At 65.7% G+C, this 17,829-nt stretch carries 12 protein-coding genes and 1 pseudogene; 8 read left to right on the top strand and 5 right to left on the bottom strand.

The window, feature by feature from the left end; all coding sequences use genetic code 11:
* The first annotated feature begins 354 nt into the window (after nt 1-354).
* From DBV35_RS19690 to DBV35_RS19665, 6 genes are all read left to right on the top strand, one after another.
* Nucleotides 355-1,644 carry a nickel pincer cofactor-dependent isomerase, group 22 gene (locus DBV35_RS19690; RefSeq protein WP_108662094.1) on the top strand — a complete coding sequence of 430 codons (1,290 nt, stop codon included), beginning with the start codon at nt 355-357 and terminating at the stop codon, nt 1,642-1,644.
* Between the two features lie 31 nt (nt 1,645-1,675).
* Complete coding sequence (larC, locus tag DBV35_RS19685; RefSeq protein ID WP_108662093.1) at nt 1,676-2,929, top strand: nickel pincer cofactor biosynthesis protein LarC; 1,254 nt, start codon at nt 1,676-1,678, stop codon at nt 2,927-2,929.
* The gene (gene larE / locus DBV35_RS19680; protein ID WP_108662092.1) at nt 2,926-3,720 is read left to right on the top strand and encodes an ATP-dependent sacrificial sulfur transferase LarE; all 795 of its coding nucleotides are present in this window, start codon (nt 2,926-2,928) and stop codon (nt 3,718-3,720) included. The genes larC and larE overlap by 4 nt, the downstream gene beginning before the upstream one ends.
* Nucleotides 3,717-4,391 carry a nickel pincer cofactor biosynthesis protein LarB gene (larB, locus tag DBV35_RS19675; RefSeq protein WP_108662091.1) on the top strand — a complete coding sequence of 225 codons (675 nt, stop codon included), beginning with the start codon at nt 3,717-3,719 and terminating at the stop codon, nt 4,389-4,391. Before larE ends, larB begins: the two co-directional genes overlap by 4 nt.
* Before the next feature lie 769 nt (nt 4,392-5,160).
* Complete coding sequence (locus DBV35_RS19670) at nt 5,161-5,610, top strand: hypothetical protein (protein WP_108662090.1); 450 nt, start codon at nt 5,161-5,163, stop codon at nt 5,608-5,610.
* A 224-nt stretch (nt 5,611-5,834) separates the two neighbouring features.
* Nucleotides 5,835-6,368 (top strand): M10 family metallopeptidase C-terminal domain-containing protein, encoded by a 534-nt coding sequence (locus DBV35_RS19665; RefSeq protein WP_108662089.1) that lies wholly within the window; start codon nt 5,835-5,837, stop codon nt 6,366-6,368.
* Between the two features lie 111 nt (nt 6,369-6,479).
* Here the strand turns inward: DBV35_RS19665 and DBV35_RS19660 are convergent, their stop codons facing one another.
* The 4 genes from DBV35_RS19660 to DBV35_RS19645 all read right to left on the bottom strand — a co-directional run bounded on the left by DBV35_RS19660 (nt 6,480) and on the right by DBV35_RS19645 (nt 15,697).
* Complete coding sequence (locus tag DBV35_RS19660) at nt 6,480-9,620, bottom strand: efflux RND transporter permease subunit (RefSeq protein WP_108662088.1); 3,141 nt, start codon at nt 9,618-9,620, stop codon at nt 6,480-6,482.
* Between the two features lie 76 nt (nt 9,621-9,696).
* The gene (locus DBV35_RS19655) at nt 9,697-11,103 is read right to left on the bottom strand and encodes an efflux RND transporter periplasmic adaptor subunit (RefSeq protein ID WP_157961865.1); all 1,407 of its coding nucleotides are present in this window, start codon (nt 11,101-11,103) and stop codon (nt 9,697-9,699) included.
* A 347-nt stretch (nt 11,104-11,450) separates the two neighbouring features.
* Nucleotides 11,451-12,836, bottom strand: coding sequence for a cytochrome P450 (locus DBV35_RS19650; protein WP_205648773.1), 1,386 nt, complete (start codon nt 12,834-12,836; stop codon nt 11,451-11,453).
* Nucleotides 12,837-13,117: 281 nt separating this feature from the next.
* Nucleotides 13,118-15,697, bottom strand: a complete 2,580-nt coding sequence (locus tag DBV35_RS19645) for a calcium-binding protein (RefSeq protein ID WP_108662085.1) — start codon at nt 15,695-15,697, stop codon at nt 13,118-13,120.
* 542 nt (nt 15,698-16,239) lie between these two features.
* Between DBV35_RS19645 and DBV35_RS31570 the strand changes: the two are divergent.
* Nucleotides 16,240-16,338 (top strand): annotated as a pseudogene (locus DBV35_RS31570) (sulfotransferase); the annotation flags it as partial.
* Nucleotides 16,339-16,353: 15 nt separating this feature from the next.
* Nucleotides 16,354-17,310: a sulfotransferase gene (locus DBV35_RS19640; protein WP_483860588.1), complete on the top strand. Its 957-nt coding sequence runs from the start codon at nt 16,354-16,356 to the stop codon at nt 17,308-17,310.
* 9 nt (nt 17,311-17,319) lie between these two features.
* On the opposite strand, the gene DBV35_RS19635 is transcribed toward DBV35_RS19640, so the two are convergent.
* Nucleotides 17,320-17,712 (bottom strand): GFA family protein, encoded by a 393-nt coding sequence (locus DBV35_RS19635; protein ID WP_108662083.1) that lies wholly within the window; start codon nt 17,710-17,712, stop codon nt 17,320-17,322.
* Between the last annotated feature and the right edge of the window lie 117 nt (nt 17,713-17,829).

Raw genomic sequence — 17,829 nt, 5'->3', positions numbered from 1 at the left:
CCGCGCCAGAAGCCGGCGCCACACAGGCGCTGCGCGTCCGCCAGGGTTCACACTGCCGTGCATCGTGAGACCGACCTATCCGTGCCGTTGTGATCCCGCCTCGCGCCAGCAGCCTATAGGTTGCCTGCACATGCGAACGAATTTCACTCTATGGTTTAATTAAATGCGCATCCGCCACTTGACATTATGCCTGCTCACCCTGGATTGCGCAAAGCTTCTCGCCGGGCTCGCCAACCCAACCGAAAAGCGTGTTAAGCTTGGAGAAAGATGCGATCGACCAGATCGCGAACGAGAGACATAAGACCGGCACGCCAAGGCCGGCGGTCTGACGTTGACACAAAGGGCGGAGCTAACATGGACGTCATCCGGAGCCTGATCGACCACGTCGAACTGCCGCGCATGGTCCCCGCGCGCCAGATCTTCGACGATACGGCCCTGCCCGACGTCGAGGCTGCGCTGCGCCAGAGCTTCAAGGATTCCGGCGTCGCCGGGCGCATCGAGAAGGGCGCGCGGATCGCCGTCGGCGTCGGCAGCCGCGGCCTTGCCGATCTCCCCCTCCTCGTCCGCGTCACGGTCGACGAGTTGAAGAAGCTCGGCGCCGAGCCCTTCGTCGTGCCCGCGATGGGCAGCCACGGCGGGGCGAGCGCGCTCGGCCAGGAGCGCCTCCTCGCCGGCCTCGGCGTCACGGAAGAAAGCGTCGGCGCCCCGGTCCGCTCCTCGATGGACACGGTCGAGCTCGACCGCCTCGCGAACGGCCTCCCCGTCCTCATCGACCGCCTCGCCATGGAGGCGGACGGGATCTGCGTGATCAACCGCGTGAAGGCCCACACGAGCTTCACCGCGCCGATCGAGAGCGGTCTCGCCAAGATGATCACGATCGGCCTCGGCAAGCAGAAGGGCGCCGATTCCTGCCACGCGCACGGCTTCGGCAAGATGGCCGAGCACGTCGTCGAGATGGCGAAGATCAAGCTCGACAAGGCGAAGATCCTGTTCGGCGTCGCCTCCGTCGAGAACGCCTACGACAAGATCGCCGTCGCCGAGGTCGTCCTCGCCGAGAACATCCTCCGGCGCGAGGAGGAGCTTCTCAAGATCTCCAAGGCGAACATGCCCCGTGTCCTCTTCAACCCGATCGACGTCCTGATCGTCGACCGGATGGGCAAGGAATATTCCGGCACGGGCGCCGACCCGAACATCACCGGCCGCGCGCCGACCCCGTTCATCAAGACGCGCCAGGAGGCGACCCGCCTCGTGATCCTCGATCTCAGCCTGAAGAGCGGCGGCAACGCCACCGGGATGGGCCTTGCCGACATCATCACCCGGCGCCTCTTCAACAAGATCGACTTCAACGCGACCTACGCCAACCACATCACCTCCACGGTGATGCTCGGCGCGAAGATTCCGATGATTATGGACAGCGACGAGCTGGCGCTGAAGTGCGCGATCAAGACGTGCAACAGCCCGGACCCGTCGAACATCAAGATGGTCCGCATCTCCGACACGCTGCACCTCGAGACCATCTGGATCTCCGAGGCGCTGATGGCCGATGCGCAGAGCAATCCGGACGTGGAGATCCTCGGCGAGCCCCGCCCCTGGGCGTTCGATCCCGACGGGACCATCACCTCCGACATGGCCGCGGCCGCCTGAGGGCCCGCAGCCGACGACCGAGAGAGGCACAATGACCCTCAAGGGTCACATTCACCTCGACGCCGTGGGCGGCGCGGCGGGCGACATGTTCGTGGCCGCGCTCATCGCCGCGCGGCCCGACCTCGAGGATCGCGTCTTCGCCGACTGCGCCGCGGTCCTGCCCGCGGGCTACCGCCCTGTCCTCGAGACGGGGGTGAGCGGCGGCCTCGCCGTCCACCGCTTCCGGCTGGACGAGCCGGCGCACGCGCACGGCCACCATCATCACCATGAGGGTGTGCACGGGCACGACCACGGGACGGCCGCGAACGGGCACCATCATCACGACCACGGCACCTCCTACGCCGCGCTAGCCGCGCGGATCGAGGCCGCCCCGCTCTCCGACGGGACAGCGCGGGAGGCGAAGGCCATCCTCCACCGCATCGCGGAAGCGGAGGCGAAGGTCCACGACGTGCCGATCGAGACCGTGCATTTCCACGAGCTCGCGGACTGGGATTCGCTGATGGACGTGGTCGCGGCCGGCAGCATCGCCGCCGCCCTCGCCGGCTTCCGCTGGAGCGTGTCGACGCTCCCGACCGGCAGCGGCTTCGTGCGGACCGCGCACGGGCGCCTCCCCGTCCCCGCTCCGGCGACCGCCGAGATCCTGAAGGGCTTCACCATGGTGGACGACGGCGTTCCCGGCGAACGGGTGACGCCGACGGGGGCCGCGATCCTCGCCCACCTCGCCGGCGAGGGCCACGCGCGCCCGGCGGGCAAGCTCACCGGCACCGGGCTCGGCGCGGGCACGCGCGAACTTCCGGGCATGGCGAACGTGCTGCGCGTCCTCATCTACGAGACCGAGCAGAAGAGCATCGACACCGACGAGGTCGGCATCATCATGTTCGACATCGACGATATGAGCGGCGAGGAGCTCGCCGTCGCCGCCGATCATCTGCGCGCCGCCGACGGTGTGCTCGACGTCTCCTTCGGGATGCGGATCGGCAAGAAGGGCCGCCCGATGCAGGAGGTCCGCCTCCTGACGCGGGCCGACCGGGTCGAGCCCATCGCCCGTCTCTGCCTCAACGAGACGACGACGATCGGCCTCCGCTGGCGGATCGAGCAGCGCTTCCACCTGCCGCGCTGGACGGGCCTGTCCGGCGAGGGACAGACGGCGGTGCGCACCAAGCATGTGGTCCGCCCCGACGGGCGTGAGACGGTGAAGGTCGAGAGCGACGATGTCGCCGCCATCCCCGGCCTTTCGGCCCGGCGGGCGGCGCGTGCTGTGAAGAAGCCGGTGGGTGAAGCTTGAGCGTTGCGACCGAACTCGACCGTCTCCGGGCGGCCATCACGCGCCATCCGACCCTCGCCATCGCGGTGAGCGGCGGCGTCGATTCCATGGTGCTGACCCACGTCGCCCACGGCAGCGGCGCCTCCGTCACGGCGATCCACGCCGTCTCCCCCGCGGTCCCCGTGTCCGCAACCGAGCGCGTGAAACGCCACGCCGCGCGCCACAACTGGACGCTCCGCCTCCTCGACGCGGGCGAGATGAACGACCCGGACTATCTCGCGAACCCCGTCAATCGCTGCTTCTTCTGCAAGACGAACCTCTATTCGCGCATCCGCTCCGTGACCGAGGCGCCGATCGCCTCCGGCACCAACGCCGACGATCTCGGCGACTATCGGCCCGGCCTCCAGGCGGCCGAGGCGCACGGGGTCGTGCATCCGTTCGTGGAGGCGGGGATCGGCAAGGACGGGATCTACGCACTCGCCGCCGCCCTCGGCCTCTCCGACCTCGAGCGGCTGCCGGCGCAGCCATGCCTCGCGAGCCGGATCGAGACGGGCATCCCGGTCGACGCCGACATGCTGATCTTCATCGACAAGGCGGAGAACGCGCTGCGCGAGATCCTGCCGGACGCCGAGGCGCTCCGCTGCCGCGTGACGGCGGGCGGGATCGTCGCCGAGATCAGCCCGCTGCCGGACGCCGACCGGGCCGACCGCGTCGCCCGCCTCGCCGACACCTTGTGCCATGATGCCGGACGCCCGTTCGCGGGGATCCGGCCCTACCGCCGCGGATCGGCGTTCCTCCACCCGAAGCCATGAGCGACTTTACCATCGACTGGGACCGCGAGGCCCGCACCGGCGTCGCCGAAGCGGTGCTTTGCGACGGGAAGACCCCGGCGCAGATCGCCGCGATCCTCGCCTCCGCCGGCCCGCGCCGCCTCTTCCTCACCCGCCTCTCCGAAGATGCGCACGGCCGCCTGCCCGAGACGGCGCGCGCGCGGCTCGACTACGACCCCCTCTCGCGCACCGCCGTCCATGGCGAGCCGGTCGCGCCGACGATGCCGGGCGTCGGCGTCGTGTGCGCCGGCACGTCCGACCTGCCGGTCGCCCGTGAGGCGGCGCGCGCGCTCGCCTTTGCCGGGTTCGACGCGCCGGTGATCGCCGATGTCGGCGTCGCCGGTCTGTGGCGGCTGATGAACCGCCTGCCGGAGATCCGCGAGCAGCGCGTGGTGATCGCGGTGGCCGGGATGGAGGGGGCGCTCTTCAGCGTCCTCGCGGGACTCGTCGCCGCGCCGGTCGTCGCCGTGCCGACATCGGTCGGTTACGGCGTCGCCGAGGGCGGCAAGGCGGCCTTGTCGAGCGCCCTTGCCTCGTGCGCCGCCGGGCTCGTCACCGTGAACATCGACAACGGGTTCGGGGCCGCGAGCGCGGCGATCCGGATCTTTCGGGCAATGTCGCGAGACATGAGCGAGAAACAGAACTCCGCCTGAGGCGGCCGTTTCGGCTCGGCATCATTCTCCCCGCCTTCCTTCACATCGCGGCTGATCCCGACCGGTTTGGGAACGAGTCGGCCCGCTCGGATGTTTGCGCAATTGCAACAGTGTTTGTCCGAGTGCGTCTTGGCCTTGATTGCGGCCATCAACCGAGATACCTGCCCACATTGACGTGTTATCCACGCTGAGCAGACGATCAACAGTAATGAACAACTGTCAGTTTGGATCGAAGAGATTTTATTCCAGGTCGTGCGGGGCAGGGTTTTGGTAAATTATTCCTGTACGCAAGCCGTGGTTACCGGCTCTGAGAGGATGTCGCCGGTGCGCGTCGCGGGCTCGACCGATCGAACTTCACCCCGAAGACTCTGCCACATTTTAGGCATCTTCAAACACCCCCGATATCCTGGATTTTCGTCCTATCCGTTCAGAATCCCGCCGTCTGTTTCCACTTTTTTTACCCAATCGACTGCGATCTCGCCACCTATGGGGAGATTTTATGCTTTTTCCGGCCGGTAACTCATGGTATTGCCGTTGTGTCTGTGTGTAGCGTCCCTGTTTATCCGTGTTGCATCGAATCTGAGGGAGAGTGTCGGACGCGCAATTGCGTCGACTGAGAAGCATTGAATTCGCTTGGACAGATCTTAAATCCGACATTAAGGTTCAAGGTTTTCGCCATGTATAGCGGAAGCCCAAGGGCTATTTTGATGTCGGAAATGTCAATCGATCTACGTCTGAAGTGAATCGCTGATCAACCGAGAGGCCGTTCATGGTTGTTTTCTTAAGCCCCTCAGATATCGATGTGGCGACCGGCGCTGAACTTGGCAAATCGGTCCCCCAATACGCGTACGCGGACACCTTTCGGGGTCTCGATACCGAAAGCACGCCTGACTTGAACTCCGACGAAGCAACGATTGCCTTCGACGGGGGTCATGACTCCGACGTCACTTGCGCTATTGAGCAGTGTAACGCCGCAAGCTCGCGGTCACTCCCCGCGATCGACTTGATCACCGGTCACCACGATTTCCACTTCAGCCTTCCCCGAGTGAGGGGGAGCGAAGAGATCGTGTTGCCTGGACGTGACGAAATCGTGGCACAGGCCGGCTGCGAAGCCGGAATGCGCTTCGTCGCGCCCGGCATTCGAAGAGGACTCGTCGCGTCTGAATTCTCTTTGTTTCGCTCGATTTCGGTCGAGACGGATTTCGTGCAGGAGGCCTGACCATCTGCACGATCTCGGTTCCTACTGCGCCTCCGACTCCGCTGGGGCTCCGGCCCGTCGAGCAAGGGGAACGTGCCGGCGATCCGAGACAACCGGCCAACGCCGCGCCAGCCGCCAAGAGCAACAAAAGCGGCGTTGCTAAACTTCAATTTGCACGTGTCTTCTCTCGTGCAACCAACCGGCTGAACCCGTACGGTCAGCTCTAAACTCGTGGGAGACTAACCATGGCTCTGTTACCTGTTCGCTTCGGCACCCAAGGCCCCGACTACATCGACGTTCTCTGGGGCGGCACCACCTTTGCTCGCGCCGGCAACGACACCATCGACGGTGGTATCGTTGGCGACGTGATCTTCGGCGGCGGCGGCAATGACCTCATCGTCGGCAACACCGGTGACGACATCCTGACCGGCTGGGCTGGCGCTGACACGTTCCGCTTCAACGTCCTGAACCCGTTCGAGGGCGACGACGTCATCACCGACTTCAGCATCCTGTTCTGGGGTCCGGACAAGATCGACTTCCCGGCTGACCAGGTCACCGCGACCCTGTTCTTCCAGCAGAGCCTTCTGCTCGATGGTCTCCAGGTTGCCGACCTCGACGCCGCGTCGAACTACTCCGTCACGACCGTCGGCCTCGACGTCGTGATCGACACCCCGTTCGGCAACTCGATCGTGCTCGACAACTACTACATCACCAACGGCCCGGCGATCGTGGACTCCTTCGTGGACCTCGCCGCCAACGGCTCGTTCGTGTTCTCGTAAGCCACTGCGGAACGGATCTCCCCGGAGATCCAATCCTTGTGACGAAAAAGGCGCCCATTTGGGCGCCTTTTTTATTGTGCCGGTTCCGCCGCAGGGCCGATGGCCGCCGCGCTACTCGGCCGGCGTATGGTCCGGAACGCGCCGCCCCATCTTGAAGAGGCCCGTGACGTCGGAGCCGATCGCGAAGAGGACCGGGATCAGCAGCGTCACGATCACCGTCGCGACCGCGAGGCCGAAGATGAACGTCACCGCCAGCGGGATCAGGAACTGCGCCTGCCGGCTCGTCTCGAAGAGGAGCGGCAGCAGGCCGAAGATCGTCGTGATGGACGTCAGCAGGATCGCGCGCAGGCGGTCCTGGCTCGCCCGGATCGCCGCCTCCCGCACGGTCTCCCCCATCGCGAGGCGCTGCGCCACACGGTCGATCAGGATGATCGAGTCGTTCACGAGAACGCCCGTGAGGCCGAGGAAGCCGACCAGGCTGACGACCGTGAGATCCATCCCGAGCATGAGATGGCCGAGGAGCGCGCCCATCCCGCCGAACGGGATCATGATCATGACGAAGAAGGGGCGGATGTAGCTCTCGAAGATGAGGGCAAGGATCACGTAGATGAACACGCCCGCGAGGAGGAGGCCGAACATGAAGTCCGAGAAGGACTGCGCCCGCTCGCTCTCCTGCCCCTCGATCTGGAAGGTGACGCCGTATTGCTCCGCGATGGCGGGGAGCGCGGTCAGCCTCAGGTCCGAGAGCACGTTGGTCGCGGAGGTGATCCGGTTGTCGACGTCGGCGCTCACTTTCACCGTGCGCTGCCCGTCGGCGTGGAGGATGATCGCGAAGCTGTCCACCTCGTTGAGGTGCAGGACCTCGCCGAGCGGCACCCACCGCCCTTGCGGGCTCTGCACCATCAGATTGTCGAGGTCCGGCCGGCCGGCGCGGTTGTCGCGCATGACCTTGACGGTCACCTCCTCGTCGTTGCGGGCGAAGCGGTCGGCGACCGCGCCCTCCACGAGGTTGCGGACCTGTCGGCCGACGCCCTCCATGGTGAAGCCGAGCGCCCGCCCCTCGTCGGTGATCTCCATGACAAGCTCCTGCTTGCCGTAGGGGAGGTTGTCGAGGATGCCGTTCACGCCCTCATAGCCGCGCAGCGCCTTGGCGACATCCTCGGCCGCGTTCTTCAGCTCCGCGATCGGCGCGCCCTTCAGCTGGATCTCGATCGCCCGGTCCGGCAGGCCCTGCTCGACGGGGCTGACGGCGATATCGAGGACGCCCGGTATCGGCGGGATCTTCTCGGTCCACAGGTCCACGATGGTGTTCGTCGGCACGGTGCGCGACTCGCTCGCCGTCACCTCCACCTCGATCTGCGCGACGTTCTGCAGACGGATCCGCTCGAACACCTCATAGGCGCCGATGGTCGTGAATGTGGCGTTGATGAGCTTGTCCTCGCTGGTGCCCTGGAGAAGCTCCCGCTCGCTGTCGCGCAGCGCCTCCTCGATCCTCGACAGCGCCGCGCGCTGCTCCGGCACCGGGATGCCCGGCGCGAAGACGACGCTCGCCCGCACGAACTCCGCCTCCGGGGCGAGGAAGAAGTGGAAGCGGATGCGGTCGCCCGCGATCAGCCCGGCGAGCACGATAAGGAGCGCCGCGAGGCCCGCGACGAAGGTATAGCGCCAGTCGACCGTCCAGTTGAGGAGGCGGTGGAAGGGGCCGTCGCGCAGCGCGATGAAGTTCCGGTCGAACACGCGACGCACGATGTTCGGCCGCTTCCCCGCCCGGCTCTTCGACTTGTTGAGGTGCGCCGGCAGCACCATGAAGCACTCGAAGGTCGAGGCGAGGAGCACCGCAAGCACCACCATCGGGATCACGTGCATGACCTGGCCGATCGGGCCGGTCACCGCGAAGATCGGCACGAAGGCGGCCATCGTCGTCAGCGTCGCCGCCATCACCGGCTTCAGCATCATGGACGCGCCGCCGATCGAGGCGGCGATCGGGGGATGCCCCTCCTCCTCCATCGTCGCCGTGTGCTCGCCGACGACGATCGCGTCGTCGACGATGATGCCGATCATCATGATGAGCGAGAAGATCGACACCATGTTGAGCGACTGACCGGTCAGCCACATCAGCCCCAGCGTGCCGAAGATCGATACGGGAATGCCGGCGGCGACCCAGAAGGCGATGCGCGCGTCGAGGAAGAGGGAGAGCGCGACGAGCACGAGGAGCAAGCCGGTGATGCCGTTCTCGACCAGGATCGACAGGCGCTGCAGCACGAAGCGGCCGGTCGTGTCGTACTGGTAGATCTCCAGCGTCGGGGGCATCTCGGAGCGGATCTTGGCGATGTACTCGTCGACGATCTCGGTCGTCTTCAGCGTGTCGGCGCTGACGGCGCGCTTCACGCGCAGCTCGATCGCGGGTTGGCCGCGGATCTGTCCGATGGGCGCCTCGCGGTCGAAGCGCGTCTCGATGTCGGCGATGTCGCGGATCTCGATCTTCTCGCCATTGGCGAGGGCGCGGACCTCGATCTCGCCGATCTCCTCGGGCGTCTGGCGTGGCTTCATCGAGCGGAGCTGGATCTCGCGCTCACCCTCGACCGTGCCGGCGGGGATGTTCTGGACGCCCTGCTTCACGCGCTCGGCGATGTCGGCGACGGAGAGGTTCAGCTCGCGCTGCACCGATTCGGGGACGAGGACGGAGATCTCCTCCTCGCGCACGCCGACGAGCTCGACCTGGTCGATGCCCGCGTCGAGGAGACCGTCGCGGATCTGCCGCGCATAGTGCTTCAGCACCTCCTCGCTGAACGGGCCGGTGATGGCGATCTTCGACACCGGCTCGTAGAACTGGACGCGGCGCACCTGTGGCGGCTCGGAATCGATGGGAAGGATCGTCACGCTCGCGATCGCCTGCTCGGCGTCAGCGAGCGCCTTCTGCATGTCCGCCTCGGCGTCGAACTCCAGCGTGACGAGGGCCGAGCCCTCGCGCGCCATGCCCGTCGTCTTCGACACGCCGTCGAGGAAGCGCAGCTCCGGCTCCAGCGCGTCGAGGATGCGGCTCTCCACGTCCGCCGCGCTCGCGCCCGGCCAGGCGACCTCCACGAGGATGACCGGCACCTGGATCGTCGGGAAGAACTGCACGTTGAGCTTCAGCGCGCCGATCAGCCCCATCGCGACCATCGCGATCATCAGGAGGTTCGCCGCCGTCGGATGGCGCACGAACAGGCTGATGAACCCGACGCGGGGGAAATTGTGGGACGGCTCGCTCATGCTCGCACTCGTTTTCGGGTGGCGCCCCTGTGGCGCCGCCCCATGGACCTCTGTCCCCGCGCCGCGGCGCGGAATGCTATTGGGCGCGGACCTTCAGGCCCTCGCCGACGCCCGGCAGGCGCATCGTCAGGATCTTCTGGCCGGCGTCGAACTCGCCGGTAACGAAGAGCTGGTCCACATTGCGGCCGACGACCGTGACGGGACGCTCCTCGAGCCGCTCGTCCGCGCCGACGACGAAGACGCGCCTGGAATCGTAGACCGCCGCCTCGGGCAGCCGGACCACATTCTCGTACGGCCGGTCGGGCACGAAGACCTCGACGAAGGCGCCGCTGCGCAGAAGCGTCGTGTGGTCGATCCCCTCGATCCGCGCGAACACCTCGATGCCGCCGGTCTCGGCGTCGATCTCCGCGCCGATCCGCTCGATGCGGGCGCGGAACTCCATCGGGTCCGAGCCCACATTCCAGCGCACGGTCACGGCGCGGCCGATGATTGTGCCTTCCGTCGCCACGACGCGGGCGAACTGGCTGTTGCTCATGACGAAGCGCACTTCGAGCCAGTCGGCGTCGTAGAGGACCGCGATCTGCTCGTTCGCGGTCACGAAGCGGCCGACCTCCGCCGTCACCCCGCCGACGAAGCCGTCATAGGGGGCGACGACGCGGGTGTCGTCGAGATCGCGCTCGGCGAGCGCCACGGCCTGGCGCAGGCGCTCGATCACGGCCTCCTGCTGGGCAAGGTGCGTCTCGTTCAGCTTGACCTTGTTCTCGCTGTTCACCACGGCGAGCTGCTGCTCGACGGCGCGGATCTCGCGATCGTCGGCCGTGCGCTCGGCGACGGACTGGCTGCTGATGAGGCTCCGCGCGCGCTCAAGGTCCTTCGAGGCGATCTGGAACTGCCGCTTGGCGAGCTCCAGCCGCTCCGACTCGCCCTCTGCCGTCAGCTTCAGCTCCGACAGCCGCGCCTCGGCCTCGGCCAGCGACTGGCGCGCCTCGCCGAGCGCGACCTGATAGCGGAAGCGGTCGACCTCGAAGAGCAATTCGCCGCCCTGGACGAAGCCGCCATCGCGCAGACTCTGCGAGGTGGACGAGATCTTGCCGCCGACCAGCGCCCGCACTTCGAGCTTCTGGCCGGGGATCACCTCGCCATAGAGGCGCATCTCGGGCTGGAAGGTGCCGATGACCGCCTCGTGCGTCGTGATGGGGATCACCGTCTCGAGATCGCCGCGGCGCGGCACCTCGGGGCGCGAGGCCTTGAGGCCGGAGAAGGCGAGTACGGCGAGATAGAGGAGGAAGATCGGAACGGCGGCCTTGAAGAGAAGGCGCAGCATCCGCCCGACCAGCCGGCGGAAACGGGAGAAGCCGCCGCCGCCCTCTTCGGTCCGTCGCGCCTTGCGTCCGCGCCGGCCGGCACGCTTGACCTCCTGGACGTCGGCGACATTCGCCTCGTCTTCCGGTCCCGGTGGCTCAATTAACGCAACGCGTGTCACGATTCGCCCGCTCCAAATCGAATGCCGTTAAATTTGCGCAGAATATGCTCGACCCGTTACCATTCGCACCACCTCGAGGCGAGTGGCGTTCACACGGTCGTCCGCGCCATGTCCCGAACCCGGCACGTGTTTCGGGGACCGCGGTCGGGGACACTCGCCCGACCCGTCGCGGTCCGCCGTCTCGTCCGACGGCACCGGCCGTCCCGCACGCCAAGCGAAGCCGCCCCGCGACGTCGCGCCGGTCCTGTCATCCGTTCGCATGGCATGGATCAATTGTGGCGACAAGCCATGTTTCCGGTGGCCGCCGCCTGGGGCCGACGCCGCGCACGGCGCCGGCATGCGCGCACTCAATGGTGCGTCATCTCCGCTTCCGGCTCCGCCTCGACCGCCGGCGCCGCATTCTCGTTGACGTGGACCGTCATCGGCAGTGTGTCGCCCGGCCGCAGCGTGAGGCGCGTGGTCGGGTAAACGCGCGCACCCGCGTCGAGCCGCAGGTCGAACGCCTGGCGCAGGACCGCGAGGCAGGTGATCGCCTCGGCGAGCGCGAACGCCATGCCGGGGCACACGCGCGGACCGATCGCGAACGGCACATACTGGTATTTGTTGGGCCGCTTCGGACCGAGGAAGCGCTCGGGCACGAAATCGTCCGGCCGGTCCCACAGGTTCGGGTTGCGGTGGAGGAGCCACGGGGCGACGAGCACGATCGAGCCCTTCGCCACATCCTCGCCGTCCATCTTGCCCGGGCACATCGCCTCGCGGCCGAGGAGCGGCACGGGCGGATAGAGGCGCAGCGTCTCCTCGATCACGGCCTTGGTGTAGACGAGCTTGTCGAGGTCGTCATAGTCCGGGATGCGGCCGCCGAGCACGCGGCGGTGCTCCTCGTCGAGCTTCTCGCGCGCCCAGTCGGCCTGCGACAGGAGATAGAAGCACCAGGCGAGCGTGTTCGCCGTCGTCTCGTGCCCGGCCATGAAGAGCACGATCGATTCGTTGCGCACCGCCTCGCGGCTGAGGGCGGGCTTGCCGTCCTTCTGCGCGTCGAAGAGCTGCGAGATCATGGCGCGGCGCGGGCACTTCGCCTCGCCATCGTCCGCCTTCGTTTCCGGCGCCGCCTCGCGCTCGCGGATCACCTCGTCCATGATCTGGTCGATCACGGCGTGGATGTTCGCGGCGGACTTGGCGACCTCGGGCCGCTGATAGCGCGGCACCCAGCTCGGCAGCTCCAGCATGTCGGCGATCGCGGTCTGGCCGACATATTTCTGGTAGATCGCGAAGTTGGAGACGATGTCGTTCGTGTATTTCCGGCCGACGCGCTGCCCGAACACGGAGCGCGCGATGATCTCGGCCGTGAGGAGGCCCATCTCGTTCAGGATGTCGATCGGCCCCTGGTCGACCGACTTGCCCCAATGCTCGCGCCATTCGAGCGCGGCCTCGAGCATGATCGGGAAGAAGGAGCGCATGTGGCGGGTGTGGACGATCGGCGCGACGGCGAGGCGCCGCTCCTTCCACGTCTCGCTGTCGCTGACGAAGAGACCGTCGCCCAGAAGCGGGATGAGGGCCGCCCGCATCTGCGGGGTCTTGCGCTGGAAGGCCTCGTGCTGGGTGACGAACGCGTCGCGCACGAGTTCCGGCGAGTTCGCCACATAGACGTCGCGCGTCAGGATGCGGCGATGCGTCATCGGGCGTTTGAAGGCTTCGGCCTCGAACGGGCGGAGGATGTCCTGCGTGAACATCATGATGGCGCGGGGGGCGGAAACCCGACGCGGGGGACGGGGCCAATAAGGCGGCGCAAAGGCCGGCACATCTGCGTAAAGCGACGTCACACTACTCTCCGCTTTGGGCACGCACGGGGACCGAGGCAGCATAGTCGCTTCGGCCGACCGATCAATAAAAACCGACCCACTCGTACACGGTGTTTGCACTGCAGAAAAGGAAACGGCGCCAACGATTTGCTCGTCGGCGCCGCTTTTGATTTAGAGCAATGAGAGCGACGAAGCGCCGCTCCCAATCCCGTCGATTAGAAGAAGAACCCGCCGTTCAGCGACGCGTTGCTGATCTGCGAGTCGAACTTGAAGTCGCTCTCCAGAACGTCTTCGAAGAGAAGACCCTCGACGACGATCGTGCCGGCGCCGGTCACGTCGTCGATGTTGCTGTCGATCAGCGACAGGTCAATGACGAGCCAGCCTTCCGCGGACGCGCTGAAGGCCACGTCGTGCAGATCGGTCAAATAGTCGAACGCCTCCTGCCCCTGACCATTCGGGGTGAGGTCCACGAACAGCGACAGGTCGATGACGTCCTGGCCCTGCACGAAGTTCCGGATGATGTCGTTGCCAGTGTCGATGACATCGGACTCGTTGTCGCCCTTCACCACGAAGCGGTCGTTGCCGAGGCCGCCGAACATCACGTCGTCGCCGAGGCCGGTCACGAACGTGTCGTTGCCGCGGCCGCCGATCATGAAGTCGTTGCCCTCGTCGCCGAAGATGATGTCGTTGCCGGCGCCGCCGACCACGCGATCATTGCCTTCGTTGCCGTACATGATGTCGTTGCCGGCACCACCGAACATGCGGTCGAGACCACGCCCGCCGATCATGATGTCGTTGCCGTCCTGGCCGAACATCGTGTCGTTGAGCTGACCGATCGACTCGAGAAGGTCGGCGGTCGCACCCGTGATCTCCGCGAGGATCGCGGCAATGTCCGGCGCGTTCGGGTCCGGCTCCTCTTCGCCGCCGAGGAGGCCGCCGAGGAGGCCTTCGAGCAGCGGCGAGATCACGTCGCCGACCGTGCCGTCGGTGACGAAGTCGCCGAGCATGATGTCGATGCCGTCGCCGCCGAACATCCGGTCACGCCCAGCACCGCCGATGAGGAAGTCTTCGCCCTCGTCGCCGTTGATGATGTCGTTGCCGGAGTTGCCGAACACAACGTCGGTGCCTTCACCGCCGTTGACAGTGTCGCGGCCGCCGCCGATGCCGAGGCCCCAGAAGTCGCCGACGATGAAGTCATCCTCGTCGCCGCCATTGATGAGGTCGCCGCGCAGGCCGCCGAGGATGAGGTCCTCGAGCTCCGTGCCGTTCAGCTCGTCCGCCTGGAAGGGCGTGCCGCTGACGGTGTCGCCATTGCGGTTGATGATGAGCTCGAGCAGCGACTCGGTCATCGCGTTGTACGGGTCCGCCGCACCGATGATCAGCGCGTTCGGGGTCGACTGATCCTCCGTCGCGACCCAAAGCTGCTTCTCTTCATCCCACTCGACCGACACGCCGACGAGCTTGCGCACGCCGTAGGCGGAGTCGCCGAAGCTGAGATTGTTGTCGAGCTCGTCGGTGACGACCTTGAGGGTCCAGGCCGTGTCGTCGGTCGGATCTTCCGGTGTCCCCTTGTTGTCGGTCTCGTGCGTCAGCTCGATGAGCTTGCCGGGGCCGCTGAAGTCACCGATGAAGAGCGAGTCGCCGATGACGTAGGTCTGCCAAACGTACGTCGCGTCTGCGACGCCCGGACCGTCATAGTCGTCCGGAAGCTCGGTCTCGAAGCCGTCGTCGGTGATGGTTTCCCAAGTGCCAGGATTGTCGAGGTCCATCCGGTAGAGGGTGGCGCCGCCCTGGAAGTAGTTGACACTGCCGACATAAAGGTAGCCATCGAACTCGATGAGCTGCATGACACCGTCGCCGGTCGGCGGGCCCGGAGGTGTGACTTCCGTGATTACGCCAGCGGAGTCGATCTTGAAGATGCCGTACGGGAACCAGGTGCCGATGTAGGTTTCGTAGCCGTCAATCTCATTGCCGACAACGAGAGTTTCCGACACGGCCGCTGCATACGGAAGACCGGAGGTGCCGTCGAACGAGGCGACCTGATGCCAGTTGCCTTCCTCATCGTAGTACCAGAGCTGTGCACCTTCCGTGACATTCTCGGTACCGACCAGAAGCGCCTTGCCCGTACCGTCAGGATCGTTGATCACGGTGAGCGCGCGGATCGAGGCAGTGCCTTCGACGTCAAGCGGGCCGCCGGTCAGCTCGTCCCAATTCTCGCCGTCCGACGAGTAGACGATCTTCGCTTCGTTGTTGCCGGCTTCGAGGAGCGAGAAGATCAGCGAGGTGGAGGTGCTGAAATAGACCGAACCATTGAAGCTGACGCCGTCGCGGAAGCCGAGGTCCTCGTCGTCGACGAGAGAGCCGGGGCCCGTGTCGTAGGCCTGGCTCCACTCGCCGGTATCGAAGTCGTACTTCCAGATCTCGGGGCCGTCTGAGGAGATCGTATTCGGGAAGTCCCCACCGAGGAATTCGCGAAGGCCCTCCGAGTCGCCGCCGAAGAGGAGGCTGAACACGCTGTCGCCGCCGGTGTTGGCGACGGCGTTGAACACGACGCTGGCGCCGATGCCGCCGACATAGCTCGTCTGGCCGTTCAGCGTGCCAACATAGAGGTCGGGTCCCTCCGGCCCTTCTTCACCGTCGGGATCGAAGAGAGTGGCGGACCATGTGTATTTGTTCTTAGGATCGCCGAAGCCCGGGCCGATTTCCTCGGTCAGTTCGACGAAATGCGCCGGCTCCTCTCCGTTCGCCGGAACATACAGGAAAACCTGTGTTCCGAGATCGCCCAACTCCAACATTTCACACCCTCCGGTTGTGTCCCGTGGCCACTTTTAGGCCTAACTTGTGCCTGTTAGCAGACTTTTTGTCACGCGAGAAGCATCCGAGTGCTTAATTTGCCTAACACATCGTTCATGTTGCACGCGCGGAACGCTTTGTCCGATCAATACTTACGCAATCTAGACCCCCGCGAGTTCCTTTTTCTCGAGCAATGCGCGGCACCAATACGCAACTGATCCGATTGCATGCTATACAAGTCGGCGCAAACGCCACATTTCAGCTCGCGGAAAAAGTCATACGACTCTTGAGGCCGAAACATTTGTCGTTTTACAGCACGCCTGAACGTGCCAACATCCGCGCATTTCCAACTGCAGATGGCATTTCGGAACAATGCTCGATTGAGATGAAAGCCACGCCTTGAGGCAAATCGTCAGGAATATACATTTCCCTGCCCTCTTCGGCTTCCCTCTGCAAAATTCGAATATTATATTGAGCCACTGCCTCACACAGCGTTACACGCGGTGATGACGCTGCGGTTGCGTGCAAGTTTGGAGACCCCGGAATGACCGGTGCGTTTGTTTTGTCCGTCGGTCGATCCGGCTCGACTCTTCTATCCAGATTACTTGAGCAACATCCAGACATATTGTCCCTTTCGGAATATTGGACGTGCTTCTGGATGCGCTCGATCGGCGACCCGGTTCGTTCCGGGCGGAACTATTGGGAACTTCTGTCTGACCCGCCCTACTGGTTTGGGAACCTGGTCCAGAAGGCGAAGGCCGCCGACGAGCTCCCCGTCGAGTTCATCTACGACGAGGCGCGCGGGCGCTACCCGCTGGAGAAGTGCCCGCCGATCCTCACCATGACGCTCCCGGCGATGACCGACGACCCGGACAGCCTCTATGACGAGCTGAGCGGCATCGTCCCCTCCTGGGAGAGCGCCCCGATCTCGGACCAGTCGCGCAGGCTCTTCGAGATGCTCGCCACCAAATATCAGCGCCCGCTCTGGATCGAGCGCTCGGGCCTCAGCTACTGGTACGCGCCCGACATCCTGAAGGGCTTTCCCGACTCGAAGTATGTCCACCTGACGCGCGACGGGCGGGACGTCGTCCTCTCCATGATGAACATGCGGCTCTTCGATCCGGTGATCCGGTTCGGCTGGATGATCTCCAATCTCGGCCGGCGCGGCCACCTGCAGACGGCGCTCTATTTCCACATGCGCCCGTTCGCCCGGCGCAGCCTCCTTGCCCTCACAGACCTGGAGCGTTCGCTGACCGGCCAGCACGGGCGCGACCGTCCCTACAGCCTGCCGGACTCGCTCTCCGAAAAGCAGCGCGTCCTCGCCTATGCGGAGTTCTGGGCGCGGTCGACGACGCTCGGCAACCGGGCGATCCAGTCCGTCTCCCCGAAAAATCTCCTCACCGTGCGCTACGAGGATCTCGTCGCCTCTCCGCGCGACACGCTCGGCGCGATCATCGAATTCCTGCGCCCCGGCAGCGACCATTGCGCCTGGCTGAACGCCGTCGTTGACGAGCCGAAGGCCCGACCGAGCCGGTGGTCGACGCTCGATCCGGAGATCGCGGCCGCGGCGGAGGAGATCATCGCCCCGGTGAACGCCACCCTCGGCTATCGCTGAGGGGCTCCGTCAGGCCGCGGACCCGCCCTCGTCCTCCGCGTCGCGCGCGAAAAGGCGCATGTGGGGGAAGGGCGGGAGCCAGGATTCGCGGCGGATCACCCAGAGCTCGTAGGTCGGCGTGAGTTGGTCGGGCGCGTCAAGCGTCCCGAGATGAACCTCGATCTCGCCGCCGCCCCGCCCGAAGACCGACGAGCCGCAATTGGGGCAGAAGCTGCGCCCCGCATATTCGCGCGTCTCGCCCTCGATCGTCACCGCCGCTTCCGGATACATCGCCGCCGCGTAGAACAGCGCTCCGTGGTGCTTGCGGCAGTCGAGGCAGTGGCAAATGCCGACCCGGTCCGGCTGCCCCGTCGCCACCAGACGAACCCGGCCGCACAGGCAACCCCCCTCATAGCGTTCCATTCCGCCCTCCCCCTTCGCGCGCTCTCGCCCGGAAGATAGGGCACGCGCGGCGGCCGCGCGCGGGGCAAACGAAAAACGGCGACCCGTGGGCCGCCGTTTCCGTGTCTCAAAGGCGCG

Source organism: Acuticoccus kandeliae (genome assembly GCF_003073115.1).
Note: the sequence above shows the minus strand (reverse complement) of the source record. Positions and strands in the feature narration are given on the sequence as shown.

What these genes read in the sequence shown, in the direction of transcription:
- DBV35_RS19690 (WP_108662094.1), top strand. Translation starts at nt 355, where the DNA reads ATGGACGTCATCCGGAGCCTGATCGACCACGTCGAACTGCCGCGCATG.
- larC (WP_108662093.1), top strand. Translation starts at nt 1,676, where the DNA reads ATGACCCTCAAGGGTCACATTCACCTCGACGCCGTGGGCGGCGCGGCG.
- larB (WP_108662091.1), top strand. Translation starts at nt 3,717, where the DNA reads ATGAGCGACTTTACCATCGACTGGGACCGCGAGGCCCGCACCGGCGTC.
- DBV35_RS19670 (WP_108662090.1), top strand. Translation starts at nt 5,161, where the DNA reads ATGGTTGTTTTCTTAAGCCCCTCAGATATCGATGTGGCGACCGGCGCT.
- DBV35_RS19665 (WP_108662089.1), top strand. Translation starts at nt 5,835, where the DNA reads ATGGCTCTGTTACCTGTTCGCTTCGGCACCCAAGGCCCCGACTACATC.
- DBV35_RS19660 (WP_108662088.1), bottom strand. Translation starts at nt 9,620, where the DNA reads ATGAGCGAGCCGTCCCACAATTTCCCCCGCGTCGGGTTCATCAGCCTG.
- DBV35_RS19650 (WP_205648773.1), bottom strand. Translation starts at nt 12,836, where the DNA reads ATGATGTTCACGCAGGACATCCTCCGCCCGTTCGAGGCCGAAGCCTTC.
- DBV35_RS19645 (WP_108662085.1), bottom strand. Translation starts at nt 15,697, where the DNA reads ATGTTGGAGTTGGGCGATCTCGGAACACAGGTTTTCCTGTATGTTCCG.
- DBV35_RS19640 (WP_483860588.1), top strand. Translation starts at nt 16,354, where the DNA reads ATGCGCTCGATCGGCGACCCGGTTCGTTCCGGGCGGAACTATTGGGAA.
- DBV35_RS19635 (WP_108662083.1), bottom strand. Translation starts at nt 17,712, where the DNA reads ATGGAACGCTATGAGGGGGGTTGCCTGTGCGGCCGGGTTCGTCTGGTG.